Source organism: Muriicola sp. SD30 (assembly GCF_041205185.1).
In the GTDB taxonomy this organism is placed as follows: domain Bacteria; phylum Bacteroidota; class Bacteroidia; order Flavobacteriales; family Flavobacteriaceae; genus Muriicola.
Genome location: NZ_JBGEWB010000002.1, coordinates 651845 through 669625, shown reverse-complemented (window position 1 = coordinate 669625; position 17781 = coordinate 651845). Strand labels below are relative to the sequence as shown.

At 42.5% G+C, this 17781-nt stretch carries 15 protein-coding genes; 4 read left to right on the top strand and 11 right to left on the bottom strand.

Features of this window, described 5'->3' with window-relative positions; genetic code table 11:
* From AB8P51_RS08060 to AB8P51_RS08045, 4 genes are all read right to left on the bottom strand, one after another.
* Positions 1–843 (bottom strand): pseudouridine synthase, encoded by an 843-nt coding sequence (locus tag AB8P51_RS08060; protein ID WP_369748290.1) that lies wholly within the window; start codon positions 841–843, stop codon positions 1–3.
* Positions 844–892: 49 nt separating this feature from the next.
* Positions 893–1798 carry a geranylgeranylglycerol-phosphate geranylgeranyltransferase gene (locus tag AB8P51_RS08055; protein ID WP_369748289.1) on the bottom strand — a complete coding sequence of 302 codons (906 nt, stop codon included), beginning with the start codon at positions 1796–1798 and terminating at the stop codon, positions 893–895.
* Between the two features lie 10 nt (positions 1799–1808).
* Positions 1809–2747 carry a mevalonate kinase gene (locus AB8P51_RS08050; RefSeq protein ID WP_369748288.1) on the bottom strand — a complete coding sequence of 313 codons (939 nt, stop codon included), beginning with the start codon at positions 2745–2747 and terminating at the stop codon, positions 1809–1811.
* 61 nt (positions 2748–2808) lie between these two features.
* Positions 2809–3891, bottom strand: coding sequence for a diphosphomevalonate/mevalonate 3,5-bisphosphate decarboxylase family protein (locus tag AB8P51_RS08045; RefSeq protein WP_369748287.1), 1083 nt, complete (start codon positions 3889–3891; stop codon positions 2809–2811).
* 94 nt (positions 3892–3985) lie between these two features.
* Here AB8P51_RS08045 and AB8P51_RS08040 point away from each other — a divergent pair, with 94 nt between their 5' ends.
* The 3 genes from AB8P51_RS08040 to AB8P51_RS08030 all read left to right on the top strand — a co-directional run bounded on the left by AB8P51_RS08040 (position 3986) and on the right by AB8P51_RS08030 (position 6837).
* Positions 3986–4459 (top strand): TspO/MBR family protein, encoded by a 474-nt coding sequence (locus AB8P51_RS08040; protein ID WP_369748286.1) that lies wholly within the window; start codon positions 3986–3988, stop codon positions 4457–4459.
* A gap of 140 nt (positions 4460–4599) precedes the next feature.
* Complete coding sequence (glpK, locus tag AB8P51_RS08035) at positions 4600–6096, top strand: glycerol kinase GlpK (RefSeq protein ID WP_369748285.1); 1497 nt, start codon at positions 4600–4602, stop codon at positions 6094–6096.
* Between the two features lie 9 nt (positions 6097–6105).
* Positions 6106–6837, top strand: coding sequence for an MIP/aquaporin family protein (locus AB8P51_RS08030; protein WP_369748284.1), 732 nt, complete (start codon positions 6106–6108; stop codon positions 6835–6837).
* 7 nt (positions 6838–6844) lie between these two features.
* Here AB8P51_RS08030 and AB8P51_RS08025 read toward each other — a convergent pair whose 3' ends face one another.
* Together AB8P51_RS08025 and AB8P51_RS08020 are read right to left on the bottom strand one after the other, a co-directional pair.
* Complete coding sequence (locus AB8P51_RS08025; protein ID WP_369748283.1) at positions 6845–8128, bottom strand: NAD(P)/FAD-dependent oxidoreductase; 1284 nt, start codon at positions 8126–8128, stop codon at positions 6845–6847.
* Positions 8128–8874 (bottom strand): glycerophosphodiester phosphodiesterase, encoded by a 747-nt coding sequence (locus AB8P51_RS08020; protein ID WP_369748282.1) that lies wholly within the window; start codon positions 8872–8874, stop codon positions 8128–8130. The genes AB8P51_RS08025 and AB8P51_RS08020 overlap by 1 nt, the downstream gene beginning before the upstream one ends.
* 194 nt (positions 8875–9068) lie before the next feature.
* Here AB8P51_RS08020 and AB8P51_RS08015 point away from each other — a divergent pair, with 194 nt between their 5' ends.
* A complete protein-coding gene (locus AB8P51_RS08015; RefSeq protein WP_369748281.1) occupies positions 9069–9497 on the top strand; it encodes a hypothetical protein in 429 nt (142 codons plus the stop codon).
* 30 nt (positions 9498–9527) lie between these two features.
* Here the strand turns inward: AB8P51_RS08015 and AB8P51_RS08010 are convergent, their stop codons facing one another.
* The 5 genes from AB8P51_RS08010 to AB8P51_RS07990 all read right to left on the bottom strand — a co-directional run bounded on the left by AB8P51_RS08010 (position 9528) and on the right by AB8P51_RS07990 (position 17466).
* A complete protein-coding gene (locus tag AB8P51_RS08010) occupies positions 9528–11414 on the bottom strand; it encodes an alpha-amylase family protein (protein ID WP_369748280.1) in 1887 nt (628 codons plus the stop codon).
* Positions 11415–11420: 6 nt separating this feature from the next.
* Positions 11421–13328, bottom strand: a complete 1908-nt coding sequence (locus tag AB8P51_RS08005) for a glycoside hydrolase family 13 protein (RefSeq protein ID WP_369748279.1) — start codon at positions 13326–13328, stop codon at positions 11421–11423.
* 1 nt (position 13329) lies between these two features.
* Positions 13330–15639 (bottom strand): glycoside hydrolase family 65 protein, encoded by a 2310-nt coding sequence (locus AB8P51_RS08000; protein ID WP_369748278.1) that lies wholly within the window; start codon positions 15637–15639, stop codon positions 13330–13332.
* Between the two features lie 3 nt (positions 15640–15642).
* Positions 15643–16299 (bottom strand): beta-phosphoglucomutase, encoded by a 657-nt coding sequence (pgmB, locus tag AB8P51_RS07995; RefSeq protein WP_369748277.1) that lies wholly within the window; start codon positions 16297–16299, stop codon positions 15643–15645.
* Positions 16300–16431: 132 nt separating this feature from the next.
* A complete protein-coding gene (locus AB8P51_RS07990) occupies positions 16432–17466 on the bottom strand; it encodes a LacI family DNA-binding transcriptional regulator (RefSeq protein WP_369748276.1) in 1035 nt (344 codons plus the stop codon).
* Between the last annotated feature and the right edge of the window lie 315 nt (positions 17467–17781).

Sequence of the window (17781 nt, the reverse complement as noted above, 5' to 3'; positions counted from 1 at the left end):
CTACTGCGTCATCCCTAAATTGATGACTTCCTGTTGAGTTAAATGGCGCCAGTGCCCTCTGGGGAGATCCTTTTTAGTCAGACCAGCAAATATTACCCGGTCTAACCTTATCACGTCATAGCCCAAATATTCAAAAATCCGTCTGACGATCCTGTTTCTGCCACTGTGAATCTCAATACCTACCTCTTTTTTGGGGGCATTGTTTAGGTAACTTACGTCATCCACCTTAATCAGGCCATCCTCCAGCATAAGGCCCTCCTGAATTTTCCGGAGATCATCTGCCTTGAGATTTTTATTCAGTTCTACGTGATAGATCTTTCTGATCCCATATCTGGGATGGGTTAATTTCTTGGCCAGGTCACCATCGTTTGTGAACAAGAGCAAACCTGTAGTGTTCCGGTCTAACCGCCCCACAGGAACGAGACGCGCATTAGATGCATTGCTGATTAGCTCCATCACGGTTCTCCTCCCCTTCTCATCCCGGGTGGTGGTAATAAAATTCTTTGGCTTGTTCAGCAGTATGTATTCCTTTTTCTCAGGGTTCAGGAGTCGGCCATCGAATCGAACTTCATCAGTACGATTCACTTTAAATCCCATTTCGGTAACAGTCTTTCCATTAACTGTAACACTACCGGCAGCGATATAAGTATCTGCCTCCCTCCGGGAACAAACTCCGGCATTGGCAACATATTTGTTCAGCCTGATGAGGCCAGGATTGGAGGTCGGTGCATTTTCCCTCTTTTTCTTAATGGGTGCATTTCCACGTGCGTGACTTTTCTTCCTGAAATTACCTGCTCCTCTTCCGGAAGACTTTCCCTCTCCTTTATAATCAGACCTGCTCATTGTTAAATTTTCTCCAAAGGTAGCAAATTGCCCGGGGCCGGAAAGCAATCTATAGGATTCGGTTTAAAACCAGGTCTACGTCAATCAGAAGAATACTAAATACGCCCGCGATGATAATGAATTTTAAGATGTTGTGCAGCCAAACGTAGTCCTTCTTCGTGGATGCCCTCCATAGGAGCAAGATAAAAATGATCAACAGCGCCATGGCAAGTATAAAATACAGGTACATATAACCCACATCAAATATTTCAATCAGTAAAAAAGCGGGAAGTAAAGATAATCCTGCCAGGAGGGTTATAGAGATTTTGGAGTATTTCGTTCCGAACAGTATGGGTATGGTTTTGTAATTTAAAGCTATATCCCCTGCTATATTTTCCATGTCTTTAATAAATTCTCTGGAAAGAATAAGAAGGAAGAGGAAGATAGCATGGACAAAAATGACGGTTTCAAAATTCCTGTAATAGACGAATACAGCAAAAAAAGGTGTAATTGCCAGAGTTGCCGAAACCAAATTCCCAAGTAAGGGGAGGCGTTTCAATTTGTGTGAATAAATCCAGATTCCAAAAATATATGCCGCAAAGAACAGAACGGCTTTAAAAGAAACATAGCTGGCAAACAAAACGGAGAGGAAATTCAGAATGAAATAAGTGCTGAGCTTGGTTTGCTGACTTACCAACCTGTCGAGCATGGATTTACGCGGTTTGTTGATCAGATCCTTTTCAGAGTCGTAAAAACTGTTGATGATATACCCCGCAGCTATAACCAATGCTGATGCCAGAACCAGAACAAAAAGGCGTAAATCAAACACTACTTCCCGTAAAGGGAGATCGGGTGCCATGATATAAATAGCCGCCAGGTATTGGGCTAATACAATCATAAGCACATTGTAGCCTCTCACTATTGAAAACAAACTCAACAGCTTTAAAAGCAGGAGTTTGTTCTTTCTACTAAGCATTGAAGTTGTTTTAGAAGTTGTAAACCACTTCCAGTCGGTGTCCTTGCAGGGCTTTTTTAGCTTTGTCGATGTCCTGAGTAAAACCTAGTATATACCCGCCTCCCCCGGAGCCACAAAGTTTTAAATAATAGTCATTTGATTCGATCCCTTTTTTCCACAGCTGATGAAATTGCTTTGGGATCATAGGCTTGAAGTGATCTAATACTACGTGGGATAATTGCTTTAGATTTCCGAAGAGGGACTTTACATTCCCGGAAAGGAAGTCTTCAACACAGGCATCGGTATGCTTGATAAACTGATCTTTCAGGACGGTTCTGAATCCTTCATTTTTCATCTTCTCCATAAAGATCTGTACCATAGGCGCTGTTTCGCCCGTCATTCCGCTATCCAGAAGAAAGACTGCCCCTTTGCCGTTTAAATTCTGTGATGGGATACTGGTAGACTCAATATTGTCCTGAGAATTGATAAGAATAGGCAGGCTCAGATAGCTGTTTAGCGGATCCAGGCCGGACGACTTCCCATGGAAAAACGACTCCATCTTGCCAAAAATGGCTTTCAGATGTAATAATTTTTCGCGGGTGAGGTTTTCCAGTACGGTAATTTTTTGAAGGGCATATTTATCATAGATGGCGGCTACAAGAGCTCCACTACTTCCAATTCCATATCCCTGTGGAATGGAACTGTCAAAATACATTCCTTTTTCCAGATCGCTTTTTAAAGAGTCGGTGTCAAATTGCACCAGAGCGGGATCCTTTTTTTGCAATTCTTCCAGATAAGCCGCAAATTTTATCAGGCTGTCATTAGATTTTTTAGCCCCCTCAGATAAAGGAAATTCCGTTTTAAGAGCCCCTTTAAAGAAATTATAAGGAATTGAAAGTCCTTTGGAATCTTTGATGATACCATATTCACCAAACAAGAGAATTTTTGAATAAAAAAGTGGTCCCTTCATATTGAAATAGCGATTCCGCTAGTTAAAGTTAATCCTAAATTCCGGATAACAGGCTCCGGGATTATATTTTTTTGGCACCCAGACCTATCTGGTCGCAAATATACTGCCCCTTTTCACAATACACAACAAGCTCATTCTTAATAAATTGCAAAACTTTTTCAGAATTTTCTTCCGGATAAAGGAGATGAACATTGGCGCCTGCATCAAGTGTAAAGCACAATGCTTCTCCTGTTTCCTTCCTGTATTCCCATACTTTTTCAATAATTGCTATGGTGTTTGGCTTCATAAGGAGGTAGTAAGGAACACTTGTCATCATCATGGCATGGAGGCTCAGGGCCTCACTCTCTACCAGCTCAATAAACTGATCCATATCCCCCTTGGCCAGCACCTCTGTCATTGAGGTAAGGTTTTTATTCGCCTGGGCAAACCTTTGTGCCGCAAAAGCGTGACCATCCATTAATGCGTGCCCGGCAGTACTGCTCACTGTCTTCGCTCCTTTGTGCACCAGTAAAATGGTATCCTGATAGTTTTGAAAGATTTTGTGTACAGGATCGGTAAATGAAGTCCCATACAAATCAGAACCTCCTTTGATTTTATCATGCTTTCCCCAACTCACTATAGGTCCTTCTATACTTCTGCAGGCACTACCCGATCCCAGACGCGCGAGAAAGGATGCTTTTCGATAGAAGTGTTCATCACTCATTCCGGGATTCATTCCTCTTTCCATGTCCGCAATGCAAAGCGATAAGGCAGCCATCCCACTGGCTGAAGAGGCAATACCGCTACTATGTGGAAAACTGTTAGAGGTATTTATATGGAGGTGATAGAAAGGCAACCAAGGAACATAGGGCAGGATACGCTCAATAAATTTATTGATTTTAGGCTCAAATGCCCTGTTCGGGCTTCCTTCAAAAAGAAGATCAAACGAAGGTTTTTCTTGCCCCTTTCCTTCCTTGTTAAATTTTATCCCGGTTGTTGTGGAAGAAGTTGAAAGGGTAAAGCTGATGGAGGGGTTTGCGGGTATCTGTCCGGGGTATTTCCCCCAATATTTTACCAGTGCTATATTGCTGGGTGCCCTCCAGGTGGTTTCCCCACTGCCAGCCAGATTTTTTAATTCGGCAGGAATAAATTCCTGTTCATTCATGAAAATACAATTTCCCACAAAGATAGTCCTTAGGGCGTTTACGCGAAGTCTCAATTAAAATAAATTCCTATTTTAGGGTATTGAGAAAGGTCGAATGAAAAAGAAAATAGCATATATCAGTATTGCCATTATCATCTGCTTGCTCATTGGGTTTTTATCAAGTTTTGCTACTCAGAGTTCTGTGAGTACCTGGTACACCACCCTGAATAAACCCAGCTTTAATCCCCCTGATTGGATTTTTGCCCCGGTCTGGACACTTTTGTACATCCTGATGGGGATCGCAGCCGGACTCGTCTGGGCTAAGGGTTTTTATCATGTCTGGGTTAAGACAGCCCTTTATTATTTTGGTTTTCAGTTACTTTTTAATGCCTTCTGGAGTATTGTGTTTTTTGGCTTTCAACAACCCTTCTGGGCTCTTGTTGTCATCGTTATGCTCCTTATTCTGATCCTGGCCACCATTAAATGGTTTAAAATAGTAAGTAAGCCGGCAGCGTATTTACTCGTCCCGTATTTCTTATGGGTTTGTTTTGCCACTGTCCTAAATTTCAATATCTGGATATTGAATTGAAAAAGACATTCGTCCACATCATCCGGATGATGTGGGTTTACCCTTTAAAAATCAGGAGCTAACCTCATGATATGGGAATTTAAAAAAAACGGTTACATTTAGAAGTTTTGAATATTGAATTATTAAAAACGCCTGCTACAATGGAAAAATACATACTCGCACTCGATCAGGGAACTACCAGTTGCAGGGCCTTAGTTTTTAATAAAAAAGGAGAAATTATCTCATCAGCGCAAAAGGAATTTGATCAGCACTTTCCAAAATCGGGTTGGGTAGAACACGATGCTCAGCAAATCTGGGAGACACAGGCTGAGATGATGAAGCAAGCACTAAGCTCCAAAAATATATCTGCAGAGGTCATCTCAGCGATAGGAATTACTAATCAGAGGGAAACCGTCGTTGTTTGGGATAAAAATTCCGGTGAGCCTATCTATAATGCGATTGTCTGGCAGGATAAAAGGACCGCAGATTATTGTGATGAATTAAAGGAAAAAGGTCTTTCTCCTTTAATCAGGGAGAGAACCGGACTGGTGATCGATGCGTATTTCTCCGGTACCAAGGTTAAATGGATACTAGACCAGGTAGAAGGCGCCAGGGAAAAAGCAGAGGCAGGCGATTTGCTGATGGGCACCATTGATAGCTGGCTGATATGGAAATTAACCGGGGGTGAACTGCACATAACCGATGTGACCAATGCGTCGCGCACCATGTTCTTTAATATTCATACACTGGAATGGGACCGGGAGTTGCTAACCATGTTTAACATTCCAATCTCTATGCTCCCGGAGGTTAAGGCCTCAAGTGAAATTTATGGCAATACTACGTCCGAAATACTTGGGAGGGAAATTCCAATTTCGGGCATAGCGGGTGATCAGCAAGCCGCTTTGTTTGGGCAGATGTGTACCCAACCGGGAATGGTGAAAAACACCTATGGTACTGGATGTTTTATGCTTATGAATATAGGGGAGAAACCTATAATTTCTCAAAATAACCTACTTACCTCTATTGGCTGGCAGATCAATGGGAAGACACATTATATCCTTGAGGGAAGTATTTTTATTGCCGGAGCAGTGGTACAATGGCTAAGGGACAGCCTGAAGATTATCGATTCTTCGGGAGAGGTTGAAAAACTTGCCTGTACAGTAGAACATTCGGATGGGGTTTATTTCGTCCCTGCATTTGCAGGCCTGGGGGCGCCCCATTGGAATCAGCATGCCAAAGGCACTATTTTTGGTCTTACCAGAGGTAGTACCTATGCTCATATAGCAAGGGCCGCTATAGAATCGATTGCCTATCAAACCATGGACGTCCTTAAAGCAATGGAAGCCGACGCTGATATATCAATTAGGGAACTCAGGGTAGATGGTGGAGCTACTGTCAATAATCTGCTGATGCAGTTCCAGGCAGATGTATTGAATACGGTTGCTGTTCGTCCCAAGGTAATAGAAACGACAGTAATGGGTGCAGCCTTCCTCGCAGGCCTTGCTGTCGGATTTTGGTCTGATATCAGTGAGATTGAAGAAATCTGGGAAAGTGAACGAAGATTTGAACCTGTTCAGGACAGAACGGCTATTGATAAAGGAATCAAAGGGTGGTACAAAGCAATCAATGCCCTTGAATACTGGACGAGAGAAAACTAAATCACTTTTATGACGCCATTTTTAGCAGAATTGATCGGAACCGCACTACTTATTGCACTTGGGTGCGGCGTAGTGGCTAATGTTGTTTTGGATAAAACAAAGGGACAAGGCGGAGGCTGGATTGTAATTACAACCGCATGGGCCTTTGCAGTTTTCGTAGGAGTTGTGGTAGCCGGACCTTACAGCGGTGCCCATATTAATCCGGCAGTGACCCTGGGACTGGCCCTGGCAGGATCTTTTGATTGGGCCGAGGTGCCTGCTTACCTACTCGCTCAGCTTCTCGGTGCAATGCTAGGCGCTGCCGTTGTCTGGATCACCTATAAGGATCATTTTGACATTACTGAAGATAAAAGCCTGAAACTCGTTGTTTTTTCGACGGTACCTGCAATACGCAATTACAGCTCCAACCTTTTTAGTGAAATAATAGGAACCTTTATTCTGGTCTTTACTGTTTTGTTCTTTTCGGATGCTTCCGTACTGGCCACCGAAGAAGTGATTGGCCTTGGTTCTCTAGGCGCTCTGCCTGTTGCCTTGCTGGTATGGAGCATAGGCCTTAGCCTTGGTGGCACCACGGGATATGCTATTAATCCTGCCCGTGATCTGGGTCCGAGACTTGTACATGCACTTTTTCCTATCAAAAACAAGGGAGGAAGTGACTGGGCGTATTCCTGGGTGCCGGTGGTGGGTCCCTTTCTTGGGGGATCAGCAGCAGCCGCTTTATACATCATTTTAATGAGTTGAAGCGGCCTTAGTTTTCAGAAATAGCCATAGCTGCAAGATATGCCCCTGACCATGCGCTTTGAAAATTATATCCTCCGGTAAGGGCATCGATGTTTAAAACCTCCCCGGCAAAATACAAGCCTTCGTGGATTCTGCTACCGAATGTTTTAAAGTTGATTTCCTTAAGATCGATCCCCCCGGCGGTAACAAACTCTTCTTTAAAAGTACTCTTGCCTTCCACCAGAAATTCTGATGCAGTAAGTTGAGCGGCAAGGGCCTGTAACTGCTTCTTTGAGATATCCGCCCATTTCTGTTCGGGTAATATATTAGCTGCTATTACAAGTTTTCCCCAAAGCCTGCGAGGTATATCAACCGGGCATGTCCTATATGCTGTTTTCTTCGCTTCTATATTCTTCACTTCCATTAAAAATGAGTACATGCCCTGCTGGTGGTAGTCTGGCATCCAGTTAACCCGTATCCTGAACCTGTATTTGTAATCGTTTAAAATTCGAGCTCCCCAGGAAGACAACTTTAAAACTGCAGGTCCGCTCAGTCCCCAATGGGTTATCAATAATGGTCCTTCAGTCACCAGGGTCTCCGACTTTAATGACTTCGTTTTTATGGCATCAGTAATGTTCTTTCCTGGAATATCCCTGGAAATTAATTCTACCCGGGCATGAAGGCTTAGTCCTGGTATCCCGTCAATACGAGGGTCCTTAATATTAAAAGTAAAAAGAGATGGTACAGGGTCGATAATATGATGCCCCAGCCTGCGGAGTACATTCCACATCTTCATGCTACTGCCTGTGGCCAACAGCAGATTTTTTGTGTGATAGGCCTGGGTTTTAGTCTGTACTTCCCAACGCCAGTCTTTTATAGATTTTTCTTCAGCAGGGATAATATTGACAACGCCCGAATTCCTTTTTAACTCGATGGCCGAAGAGGATACGGCATCCATAAAACAATCGATAATTGTCTGGGATGAATTACTCTCAGGAAACATCCTGCCATCTTCTTCTACCTTCAGAGCGATCCCCCGCCGACTAAAAAACTCTACCGTATGCTTTGGGTGGTATGAATTAAAAGGGCCTCGTAATTCCTTTTCTCCTCTTGGATAGGCCTGAACCAACAGTGCAGGATTGAACTGCGCATGGGTAACATTGCACCTTCCTCCCCCGGATACTTTCACTTTTCCAAGGACCTGTTTCCCCTGCTCCAGAATCAGGATTTTCATATCAGGTCTCGACTCCGCCACATGGATCGCACCATAAAATCCGGCAGCTCCTCCTCCGATAACTATTAAGTCATACATCAGTTTGCCCTTTCGGGAAAGTTGGTGAAGATCCCGTCAACACGAATCTTTCTCATATTGCCAATATCTTCCTTCTCATTAACCGTCCAGACGTACACCTTATATCCCTCATCATGAATGGCCTTTACAATTTCAGAATTCACATTTTTGTAATACGGATTTATTGCCACCGCGCCCAGCTCTTTTGCGATTGGTAGCGCCTGAAGGGGGTCTTTTTCAGTGAGTATGGCTATGGAAATATCAGGATTAATCGATCTCATACTTTTCAGTTCTTCCCAATTGAAACTGGAAATCAGAAAATCTTCTGGTTTCCATCCTTTTTCCCTGATGTAATAATCCAGAATGAAATTGACTCGTTCAGCCGTATTAGCCCCTTTAAGTTCGATGTTAAGTGGCACCTTCCCATCAATCAATTTTAGTACATCCTGCAAAGTGGGAATCTTATGATTTCCCTCCAAGATCACCTTCTTCAGTGTAAAAAAATCGTAATCCTCAATAAGGCCGCCAGCGTTGCTAAGACGATTTAATCTTTTATCGTGAAAGACCATGATCTCGCCACTTTTAATCCTGAAAACATCGATCTCGATCATATCTACGCCAAGCTCCATTGCCTTCTCTATAGAAGCCAGTGTATTCTCTGTTTCATGGCCCATGGCTCCTCTATGTCCTATTACTTTAATATTATGGCTCATCTCTGTACAAGCTGATATTAGTACGATTAAACAAAGGACTATAATTCTTTTCATTGCGGATATTTCATTGGTCTTTCAAAAATACAATTTGAAGACTAAAAACCTAAAGGAATATTCCGCATCATAATATTACTATTCAATTAAGGATTTTAATATTAATTTCATTTTTATAATGATAATATTTTTCATTATTCGCAATTTTTATTTAATATTTTTGACAGTACAACAACCAATTAACAACTATAACTATGTTTTCAAAACAAAATCTTCTGGCAACGGTAGTAGCTACTATTGCCATGTTTGTACTGGGCTTCCTGATCTGGGGCGTGGCGACTGTTGATTTTTTTGAGGGGCACACCCTGACCAAAGTAATGAAGGACCCTCCGGATTTTCCAATTCTCGTACTATCTAACCTTATTGCCGCCTTCGCCCTTAGTACAATTTACGGGAAATGGGCCAATGGGAACAACAGTCTGGGAGGCGGATTCCAATTTGGCGTCTGGATTGGAATTTTTATGGGATTAGGCATGGGCCTGCTTTGGTATGCTACATCCGAATTAATGGATCTTACCGGTCAACTAGTGCAAGCAGTGTTGGATATTGTCTACTATGGAATAATAGGTGCGATCATAGGCCTGATGTACAAGGCCACTGAACCTAAAGGGGATCAAGCCTGAGTCAGAATCAGATCGACTTATTAAGAATGCTTAATCCTGTAACTTAAAAATATAAGATTGTAGAGGGGCAAGACTAATTTCAAAAAGTCCTTGCCCTTTTTCTATCCTGAGCTTAACTCGGGTATCATCGTACAATTGGTCAGATAATTCATATACAGAGCCTTCTTCCAGGCCCCAGGCTGAGACAACTGCAGGGGGTATTTTTAACTCAAACTGATATGATTCCACAGCATCGAAGTTGGCCAGGATCAGAAGTCGCTCATCGTCCTGCCATCTCACATATGAATACACCCTGTAATTGTACCCTTCCGTATTATCCCTGTTGTAGTAATGAATATCTTCATAAGAACCCATCAGGGCCTTACTGCTGATGGTCAAATTCAAAAGCCTCTTATAGAAGTCTCTGAGACTTTCTTCCTCTTCAGAGAGTTGCCCTCCGTCGAATTTCTTGTTATTCATCCATCGCTGATGATGGGGAACACCTATATAGTCAAAGATTGAAGTTCTTGATGGACTGCCAAATCCGGCATCTTCTGCACCCGGTTCTCCCACTTCCTGCCCAAAATAGATCATGGTTGGGGAAGTACTTAAAGTTGCCGAGACAACCATTGCCGGCTTTCCCCTCATGGCATCTCCTGCAAATTCAGGACTTGCAATTCGCTGTTCATCATGATTTTCCAAAAAATGGAGCATGTGATGCTCTATATCCAGCAGACCTTTTTGAACTACCGGAATATGATCTGTCCAGCCATGGCCCTGCATAATATGCTTGAGACTGTCATAAAGTTCAACCTTGTCATAGAGGTAGTCCATTTTTCCTCTGTGGATATAGTCCCTGTAAAGGGATGGATTATAGACTTCAGCCAGTAATAAGGCGTCAGAATTTTTTTCTTTAATATGTGAATTGAGATAACTCCAGAATTCTACAGGTACCATTTCGGCCATATCAAAACGAAATCCATCTACTCCAAAATCGAGCCAATAAAGGGCAATATCCCTGAACTTTATCCAGGAATCGGGTACCGACCTGTCTTTCCAAAAAACCAGATGTTCTTCGACCGATTTCAAACTGTAGTCAGCTGGTAATTGATCAAAGTCGAGTGTACCATCAGGTTTTACCCCGTAATTGATTTTTACGGTTTCATACCAATCGTTCATATCAGGCTGTGGACGCCTTGATCCATTCCCCGTCCACTTGGCAGGATTTTCCACAAATTTATTATCAGACAGGGGATGTGGGTTCCCTCCTAAAGGCCGGTATCCATTGGTCCATTCCGGAACCTTAAATGGTGTTCCCGGTATATAGTAGAAATTATTATCTCTCTGATAGTCTACAGTAGTATCATCTGATACACCAAAGGCCTCTTTCCCACTGGGTGTGGAAGCTCCCTCATAATGCCTGGCGACGTGGTTGGGCACAATATCTATAATGACTTTCATTCCCTCCTTGTGGGTTCTATCCACGAGTTCTTTAAACTCTTCCAGCCTTTTGTCTGGATTGTTGGCAAGGTCTGGGTTTACATTGTAGTAATCCTTTACAGCATAAGGAGAACCAGCCCTTCCTTTGATCACATCCGGATCATCATTGGTAATTCCATATTCCGAGTAATCAGTTGCCAAAGCATGATGAGGCACCCCTGTATACCAGATATGTGTAATCCCTAATTCCCTGATCTCCTTCAGCGCTTTAGGTGTAAAATCATCAAACTTTCCTACTCCGTTTTCTTCTATGGTACCCCATGGCTTATTATTGGTGTTTGTATTCCCGAACAGCCTTGTAAAAACCTGGTAAATGACTTTCTTTCCTTCCTCTTTCATTTGAATTTCATTATTTACGTCCTTGCTTTTGGTCTTATCCTCATTACAGCATAGAACCGCACCGCACACTACTAATGCAAAGACATATTTTTTTATCATCGTATTTTAATTTGTGAGTAATAATACTCCCTTGTTGCCGATTTTCAACTGGTCTTTGATTACCACAGTATCTTTGGAGAATACATCCCGCAAGACCATATTCCGTATGCCCATCTCCTCAAACCTATCAGCATTGAGCGTTACCGGCTTTTCATTTTTATTCAAAATCAACATAACTCTTTTTTCGCCCAGGTAACGAAACAGGACGTACACTCCTTGTTCGGGACTAAAATGCTTTGTTTTACCCTCGTGAATTATCCTGGCTTCTTTCCTGAAGTTTAGCAGGGATTTTACAAATTCCTGCATCCCGGCAGCCCGGTCATCCAGACCGACCCCTGTAAACGCATTCACCTTATCGCCGGGCCAGCCACCCGGGAAATCTGTCCTGATAAGCCCATGATCACCCGGTTTCTCACTATTCTCCATCAGAATTTCGGTTCCGTAGTACAACTGAGGAATTCTGGGAGCCACCATTATAAAGGCGAGGGCCATTTTAGTAAGATCGATATCCTCCCCCAACTGTGTGTAGAGTCGGTCCATATCGTGGTTATCTCCGAAAAACATCATATCCTCAGGGGAAGCGTAATAAAAATCATTTGCAAGCCCTTCGTAAAGTTTGATAAGGCCAGTATCCCAGTTTTCCTCCTCTTTAAGGGCCTCAACAAGGGTTTTTTGCAGCGGAAAATCCATGGTAGATCGCAGATGCGATTTATATCCATCGCGATTCTTCGCACCCTGTTGCCAATAGCCAACCACCAATGGGTTATAACTCCATTCTTCCCCCACAATGGAAAACTCAGGATATTCGGTCATGATTCGCTTTGCCCATCTGGCCATAAAGTTTTTGTCCGGATAAGGATATGTATCCTGCCTTATTCCACCCAATTCAAGGGTTTCTATCCACCAAAGACTATTTTGAATGATGTAATTCGCTAAAAATGGATTGTCCTGATTAAGGTCGGGCATAGAAGGTACGAACCAGCCATTATCCATAAGATCCCTGTCCCAATCTGAAGCGTAAATATCTTGATTTACAGTACGCCTGTGGTTAGTCACTGTGATGTTTTCCCCATCCTCAAATCCTTGCTGGTAATTAATCCAATCGGCAAACGGCAGGTCTTCCATCCACCAATGATAAAGGCCACAGTGATTATTTACCTGGTCCATTATAAGTTTAATCCCCTTCGCCTTAGCTTCTTGCGATAGCTCTTCATAATCATTGAGGTCGCCAAATCTGGGGTCGACTTTATAAAAATCGGTTATGGCATACCCATGGTATGATTGCCTGGGCATGTCATTGATCAGCAAAGGGCTTGGCCAAATAGCCGTAAAGCCCATTTCTCGGATATAGTCGAGATGCTCAATCATTCCCCTGATGTCGCCCCCGTGTCTGGAATAATCATTCGTCCTGTCAATCGTCTTCTCTTTTAAACTAAGGTCGATATCGTTGGCAGGGTTTCCATTGGCAAACCTGTCAGGGGTAATAAGATAGATTGCGTCCTTGCTTGAAAAACCGATAAAATCCTCGGGCTGTTGAACCCTTGGTTTCAGCTCATAAGAGTAATTGATCCTGGGTTTTCCTTCTTTGTGGAATTCAATTACTATCTCGCCGGGTGTAATATCCGGAGGAATATCTAGATCGATAAAAAGATAGTTGGGACTGTCAGCCTGGTGCACCTTTTTGATTTTTACCAGGCTGTTCTTGATCAGGGCATCGTACTCCCCGATGCCCGGGGCCTTCACCAGCAACTGCAAGGAGGTATCCTTAAATCCAACCCACCAATGCGGGGGCTCTACTCGTTCAATCTGGGCATTTGCCATGGTAATTGCCATTGAAAAGGTAAGCAGGAAAAAATAAAAGACGGGAGGCATGTTGCAATGATCCTCATTATTATTATTCCCCCTAGCTGTCATTTTACTGCACGGGATTTTTAGCGACAGGTTGTAAAACCAGTCGTTCCCCATTTAGCCGGATCGACATCTCATGATCACCTTCTAATTCGAAATGAGCTCCGGATTTATCAACGAGAATTTTCAGGATTCGATTTCTGAAATTGATCTTAAAAGAGTAGGAATCCCACTCTTTTGGAATTCTGGGGGTAAAGGATAATTTATCATTCTTTATCCGCATGCCGCCAAAACCTTCTACAATACTCATCCAGGTCCCGGCCATGGATGTGATATGCAATCCTTCTTCAACTTCCTTGTTGTAATCATCGAGATCTAAGCGCGACGTCCTCAGGTAAAACTGATAGGCTTGTTCCATTCTGTCGAGTTTAGCAGCCTGAATACTATGGACGCAAGGTGAAAGCGACGATTCATGGACGGTAAATGGCTCGTAGAAATCAAAATGTTTTTCCAGATCTTCCTCAGAGAAGTGATCTTCAAAGAAGTAAAATCCCTGCAGCACATCGGCTTGTTTAATGTAGGGTGATCTCAGGATGCGATCCCAACTCCATTTCTGATTGATGGGTCTTTGAGACTTAGGTAAGTCCGCCACTGTTACTAATTCCTTATCGAGAAAACCGTCTTGCTGAAGATAAATCCCCAGTTCTTCGGAGAAAGGGAAATACATGGCATCAGCCACTTCTTTCCATTCATCAGTTTCTGCTTTGTTCAGCTTGGTATAGCCTACAATCCTGTCGTAATCTTCTTTATACCCTGCTTTTACTTTTTCGAGTTGCTCAAGGGTATATTGGATACACCAACGGGCAATGTAATTGGTATACCAGTTGTTATTTACGTTGTTCTCATATTCGTTGGGTCCTGTTACCCCCAGAATGACATATTTATTTTTCTGCTTGGAAAAGGTAGCCCTCTGATGCCAGAAACGCGAAATACCAATAAGTACTTCTAACCCCATTTCCGGGATGTACGAATAATCTCCTGTATATCTGAAATAATTATAAATGGCGAACGCAATAGCACCATTTCTGTGGATCTCTTCAAATGTAATTTCCCATTCGTTATGACACTCCTCCCCGTTCATAGTAACCATTGGGTATAGTGCTGCTCCATTAGAAAATCCTAATTTCCTGGCATTTGCGATGGCCTTTTCTAAATGATTATACCGGTATTTCAACAGGTTTCTGGCTACGTGATGATCTTTTGTCGACATATAAAAAGGGATACAATAGGCTTCTGTATCCCAGTAGGTACTTCCTCCGTATTTCTCGCCTGTAAATCCTTTTGGCCCAATGTTAAGTCTCGAATCTTTGCCGAGATATGTCTGATTAAGCTGAAAGATATTAAATCGAATTCCCTGTTGCGCCTTAGTATCGCCCTCAATGGTAATATCGCTCATTTCCCATATTCCTGCCCAGGCTTTTTTCTGTGCCTCCAAAAGGGTTTCAAATCCCTGTTTACTAGCCTTTTCCAGCACCTGCTTAGCGGCATCGACAAGATTTCCCCCTTTGTGGTTTCGGGATACGGTATATCCTCCGAATTTATAAAATGAAACGGTGGTGCCTTTGGTAACTCGCTGTTCATAGCTATGCCCTACCCAAAGCTCTTTTTTATCACTACTTTTTGCCTTGTTTTGGATAGTTCCATCGTATTCCAGCTGACATTCCATGAAAGTGCAGGTCTCGAAATTGGTTTTCATGGTATGGGCTTCGATAAAAGCCTGATTTCCTTCTGAGGAAACCTTGGTCGTATTCCAGAATTTATCATCCCAATTACTGTCTTCATTAGTTATACCACTATCCAGATAGGGTAAAAACGTTATAGTAAGGTCCTCTTTTGCCGCTGTCACCTCATAACGTATGGCACCTACTTCATCGAGGTCGAGGCTGAGGAATCGGGTTACTTTTACTTCAATTGTCTTATTATTTTGGAGGGTGGCAGTAAAGCTCCTGTAGTAAATGCCTTCCTTCATATTCAATTCACGGCGGAAATGATCTACACTGGTACAGGCATGGAGATCGAGGGGCTCTCCATCGATCAGTACATCTATGCCAATCCAGCTGGGGGCGTTGATCACCTTGGCAAAATATTCAGGATAACCGTTCTTCCACCATCCTACCCTGGTCTTATCGGGATAATATACCCCTCCGATATAGCTGCCCTGAAAGGTTGGACCGCTGTATTGTTCTTCAAAATTGGCGCGTTGTCCCATGGCCCCGTTACCAAGACTAAAGATGCTTTCGGAAGATTTTACATTTTCCTTATCAAATCCTTCTTCTATAATTGACCAAAGGTCCGGTTTAATATAATCCTGATTCATATGTTATAGTTGTGCTAGTTCCTTTATAAAGTTGAGTTCGATCTCAGTGAAATCTTTAAAGACATACTGAGCTTCAGATAATGTATTCTTATGTCCGATGCCAACACTGGTCATGCCGGCGGCATTCGCCGCTTGTATTCCCGCGATAGCATCCTCAAACACCACACAGTTCCCCGGTGTGATATTCAACTCTTTCGCGGCGATCAGGAATACTTCCGGGTCTGGTTTTGCCTTTGTGACCTGGGTGCCATCAACAATGGTGTTAAAATAAGGAATAAGTCCCACTTTTTTTAATATTGCGCGTGCATTTTTACTAGCCGATCCCAATGCCATTGGCACCCGGTGTTTTTGGAGATATTGGAGTACTTTGATTACATCCGGAAGAATTTCCTCCTCGGTCATTGTGTCAATGTAACTGAGGTAATCTTCATTTTTTTCAGCCAGCCAGTTGTTAAATTGTTCCTGAGAGACCTTTAGATTTCCCCAATCGAGCAGAATTTCTAGGCATCGTTTGCGGCTCACACCTTTAAATTGCTCATTTTGTTCTTTGGTAAAGGGAATCCCCAATTCATCAGCGAGGTGCTTCCATGCCAGATAATGATACTTGGCGGTATCAACTATGACACCATCCAGGTCGAATATAAATCCTTTGTTATGCATTTGGAGCTTGGTATATGATCTTTATTAGAGAGCCTGGGTACTCAGAAGGTTTAGTTTTAAACAGCTGCCAAGATACAAAGTTGTAATAAGAATTAAGCAGGCGTGACAAGGTTTCGCTTTCAAATGTCCTAATCAACTTTCAGATAGAGTGGACCCTCTTTCAATCAGGGTTGCACTTATGACCTTTGTTTCATAATGCTCTTCGTCCTGTTCCCCATGATCACTTTCAATTTTATCGATAAGCATTTGTGCTGCAATTTCCCCCATGCGCTCTCCGTGTTGATCAACAGATGTTAAAGAAGGTGTTGAGTATCTTGATAATATGCCGTCTGTGAATCCGATAAATGCAATGTCTTCAGGAACACGCTTGCCAAATTTCTGAGCGATTCCCATGCATTTAACTGCAAAAATTTCATTGACACATAAGACAGCATCCATTTCGCGCTTTCGAAAGAAATCTTCACTCATCCTTTCGTCCTGCTGCTGATAGGGTAATTGAAGGATCAGGCTTTCATCAACAGGAATCCCTGCCTCTTTTAAAGCCCTGTTATATCCTTCGGCTCTTTTTGCGCTCACGTTAAGATAATTTTCAGTGGTTACAAGCGCAATTTTCTTGCGTCCGGATGAGATGAGTTTCTTTACTGCATTATAGGCGGCTTCCTCATCATTGATGATGACCTTATCACATTGAATCTCATCTGTTACCCTGTCGAATAACACCAGTGGGATACCTTGTTCCGTGACTTCTTTAAGGTGATTGTAATCATTCTTCAATTGGGTCTCCCCGGAAAGTGCCATGATAAAGCCATCGATGCTGCCGTTGGCCAGCATTTCCATATTGATCACTTCTTTGTCAAAGGATTCATCAGAAACGCAAACGATAACATTATATCCCCTCTTGTTAGCGTAATGTTCAATACCCCTGAAAACCGTAGTAAAAAAATGGTGGACAATATCTGGGATAATAACTCCTATATTCTTGGTCTTCTTGTTCTTGAGGCTGATCGCGATATTATTGGGCCTGTAGTTGTAGAGTTTGGCAAAAGCCTGTATTTTGTCCTTGGTATCCTGCCCAATCTCTTCGCTATTTTTCAGAGCCTTTGATACCGTAGAAATGGATACATCCAATTCCCTGGCAATGTGTTTAAGAGTGATTTTCCGTTTCAAAAAGAGCTACTTTACTTCTTCCCTGATATTTAAAGGTACATAAAGCGATGTTAAAAAAAGGGTTTTTTTAACATTCAAATAGTGAAAACTTTCTTCTGAAATTCAGTTAAAATAGGGTGTGACAAGGAAAAATTGCTATATTTGTTTCGAATTCGACAATAAACACATCCCATATTTAATGATAAGCCGAAACATGGATGCCTAAATTATTAAATCCCCATGTTTTAAAAGTTATTAACACGAAACCGTTTTCGTAAACAGCCATTGTGCCTGTTTTAGGAAATTAACAATTATTTTATATATGTTTAACGCTTG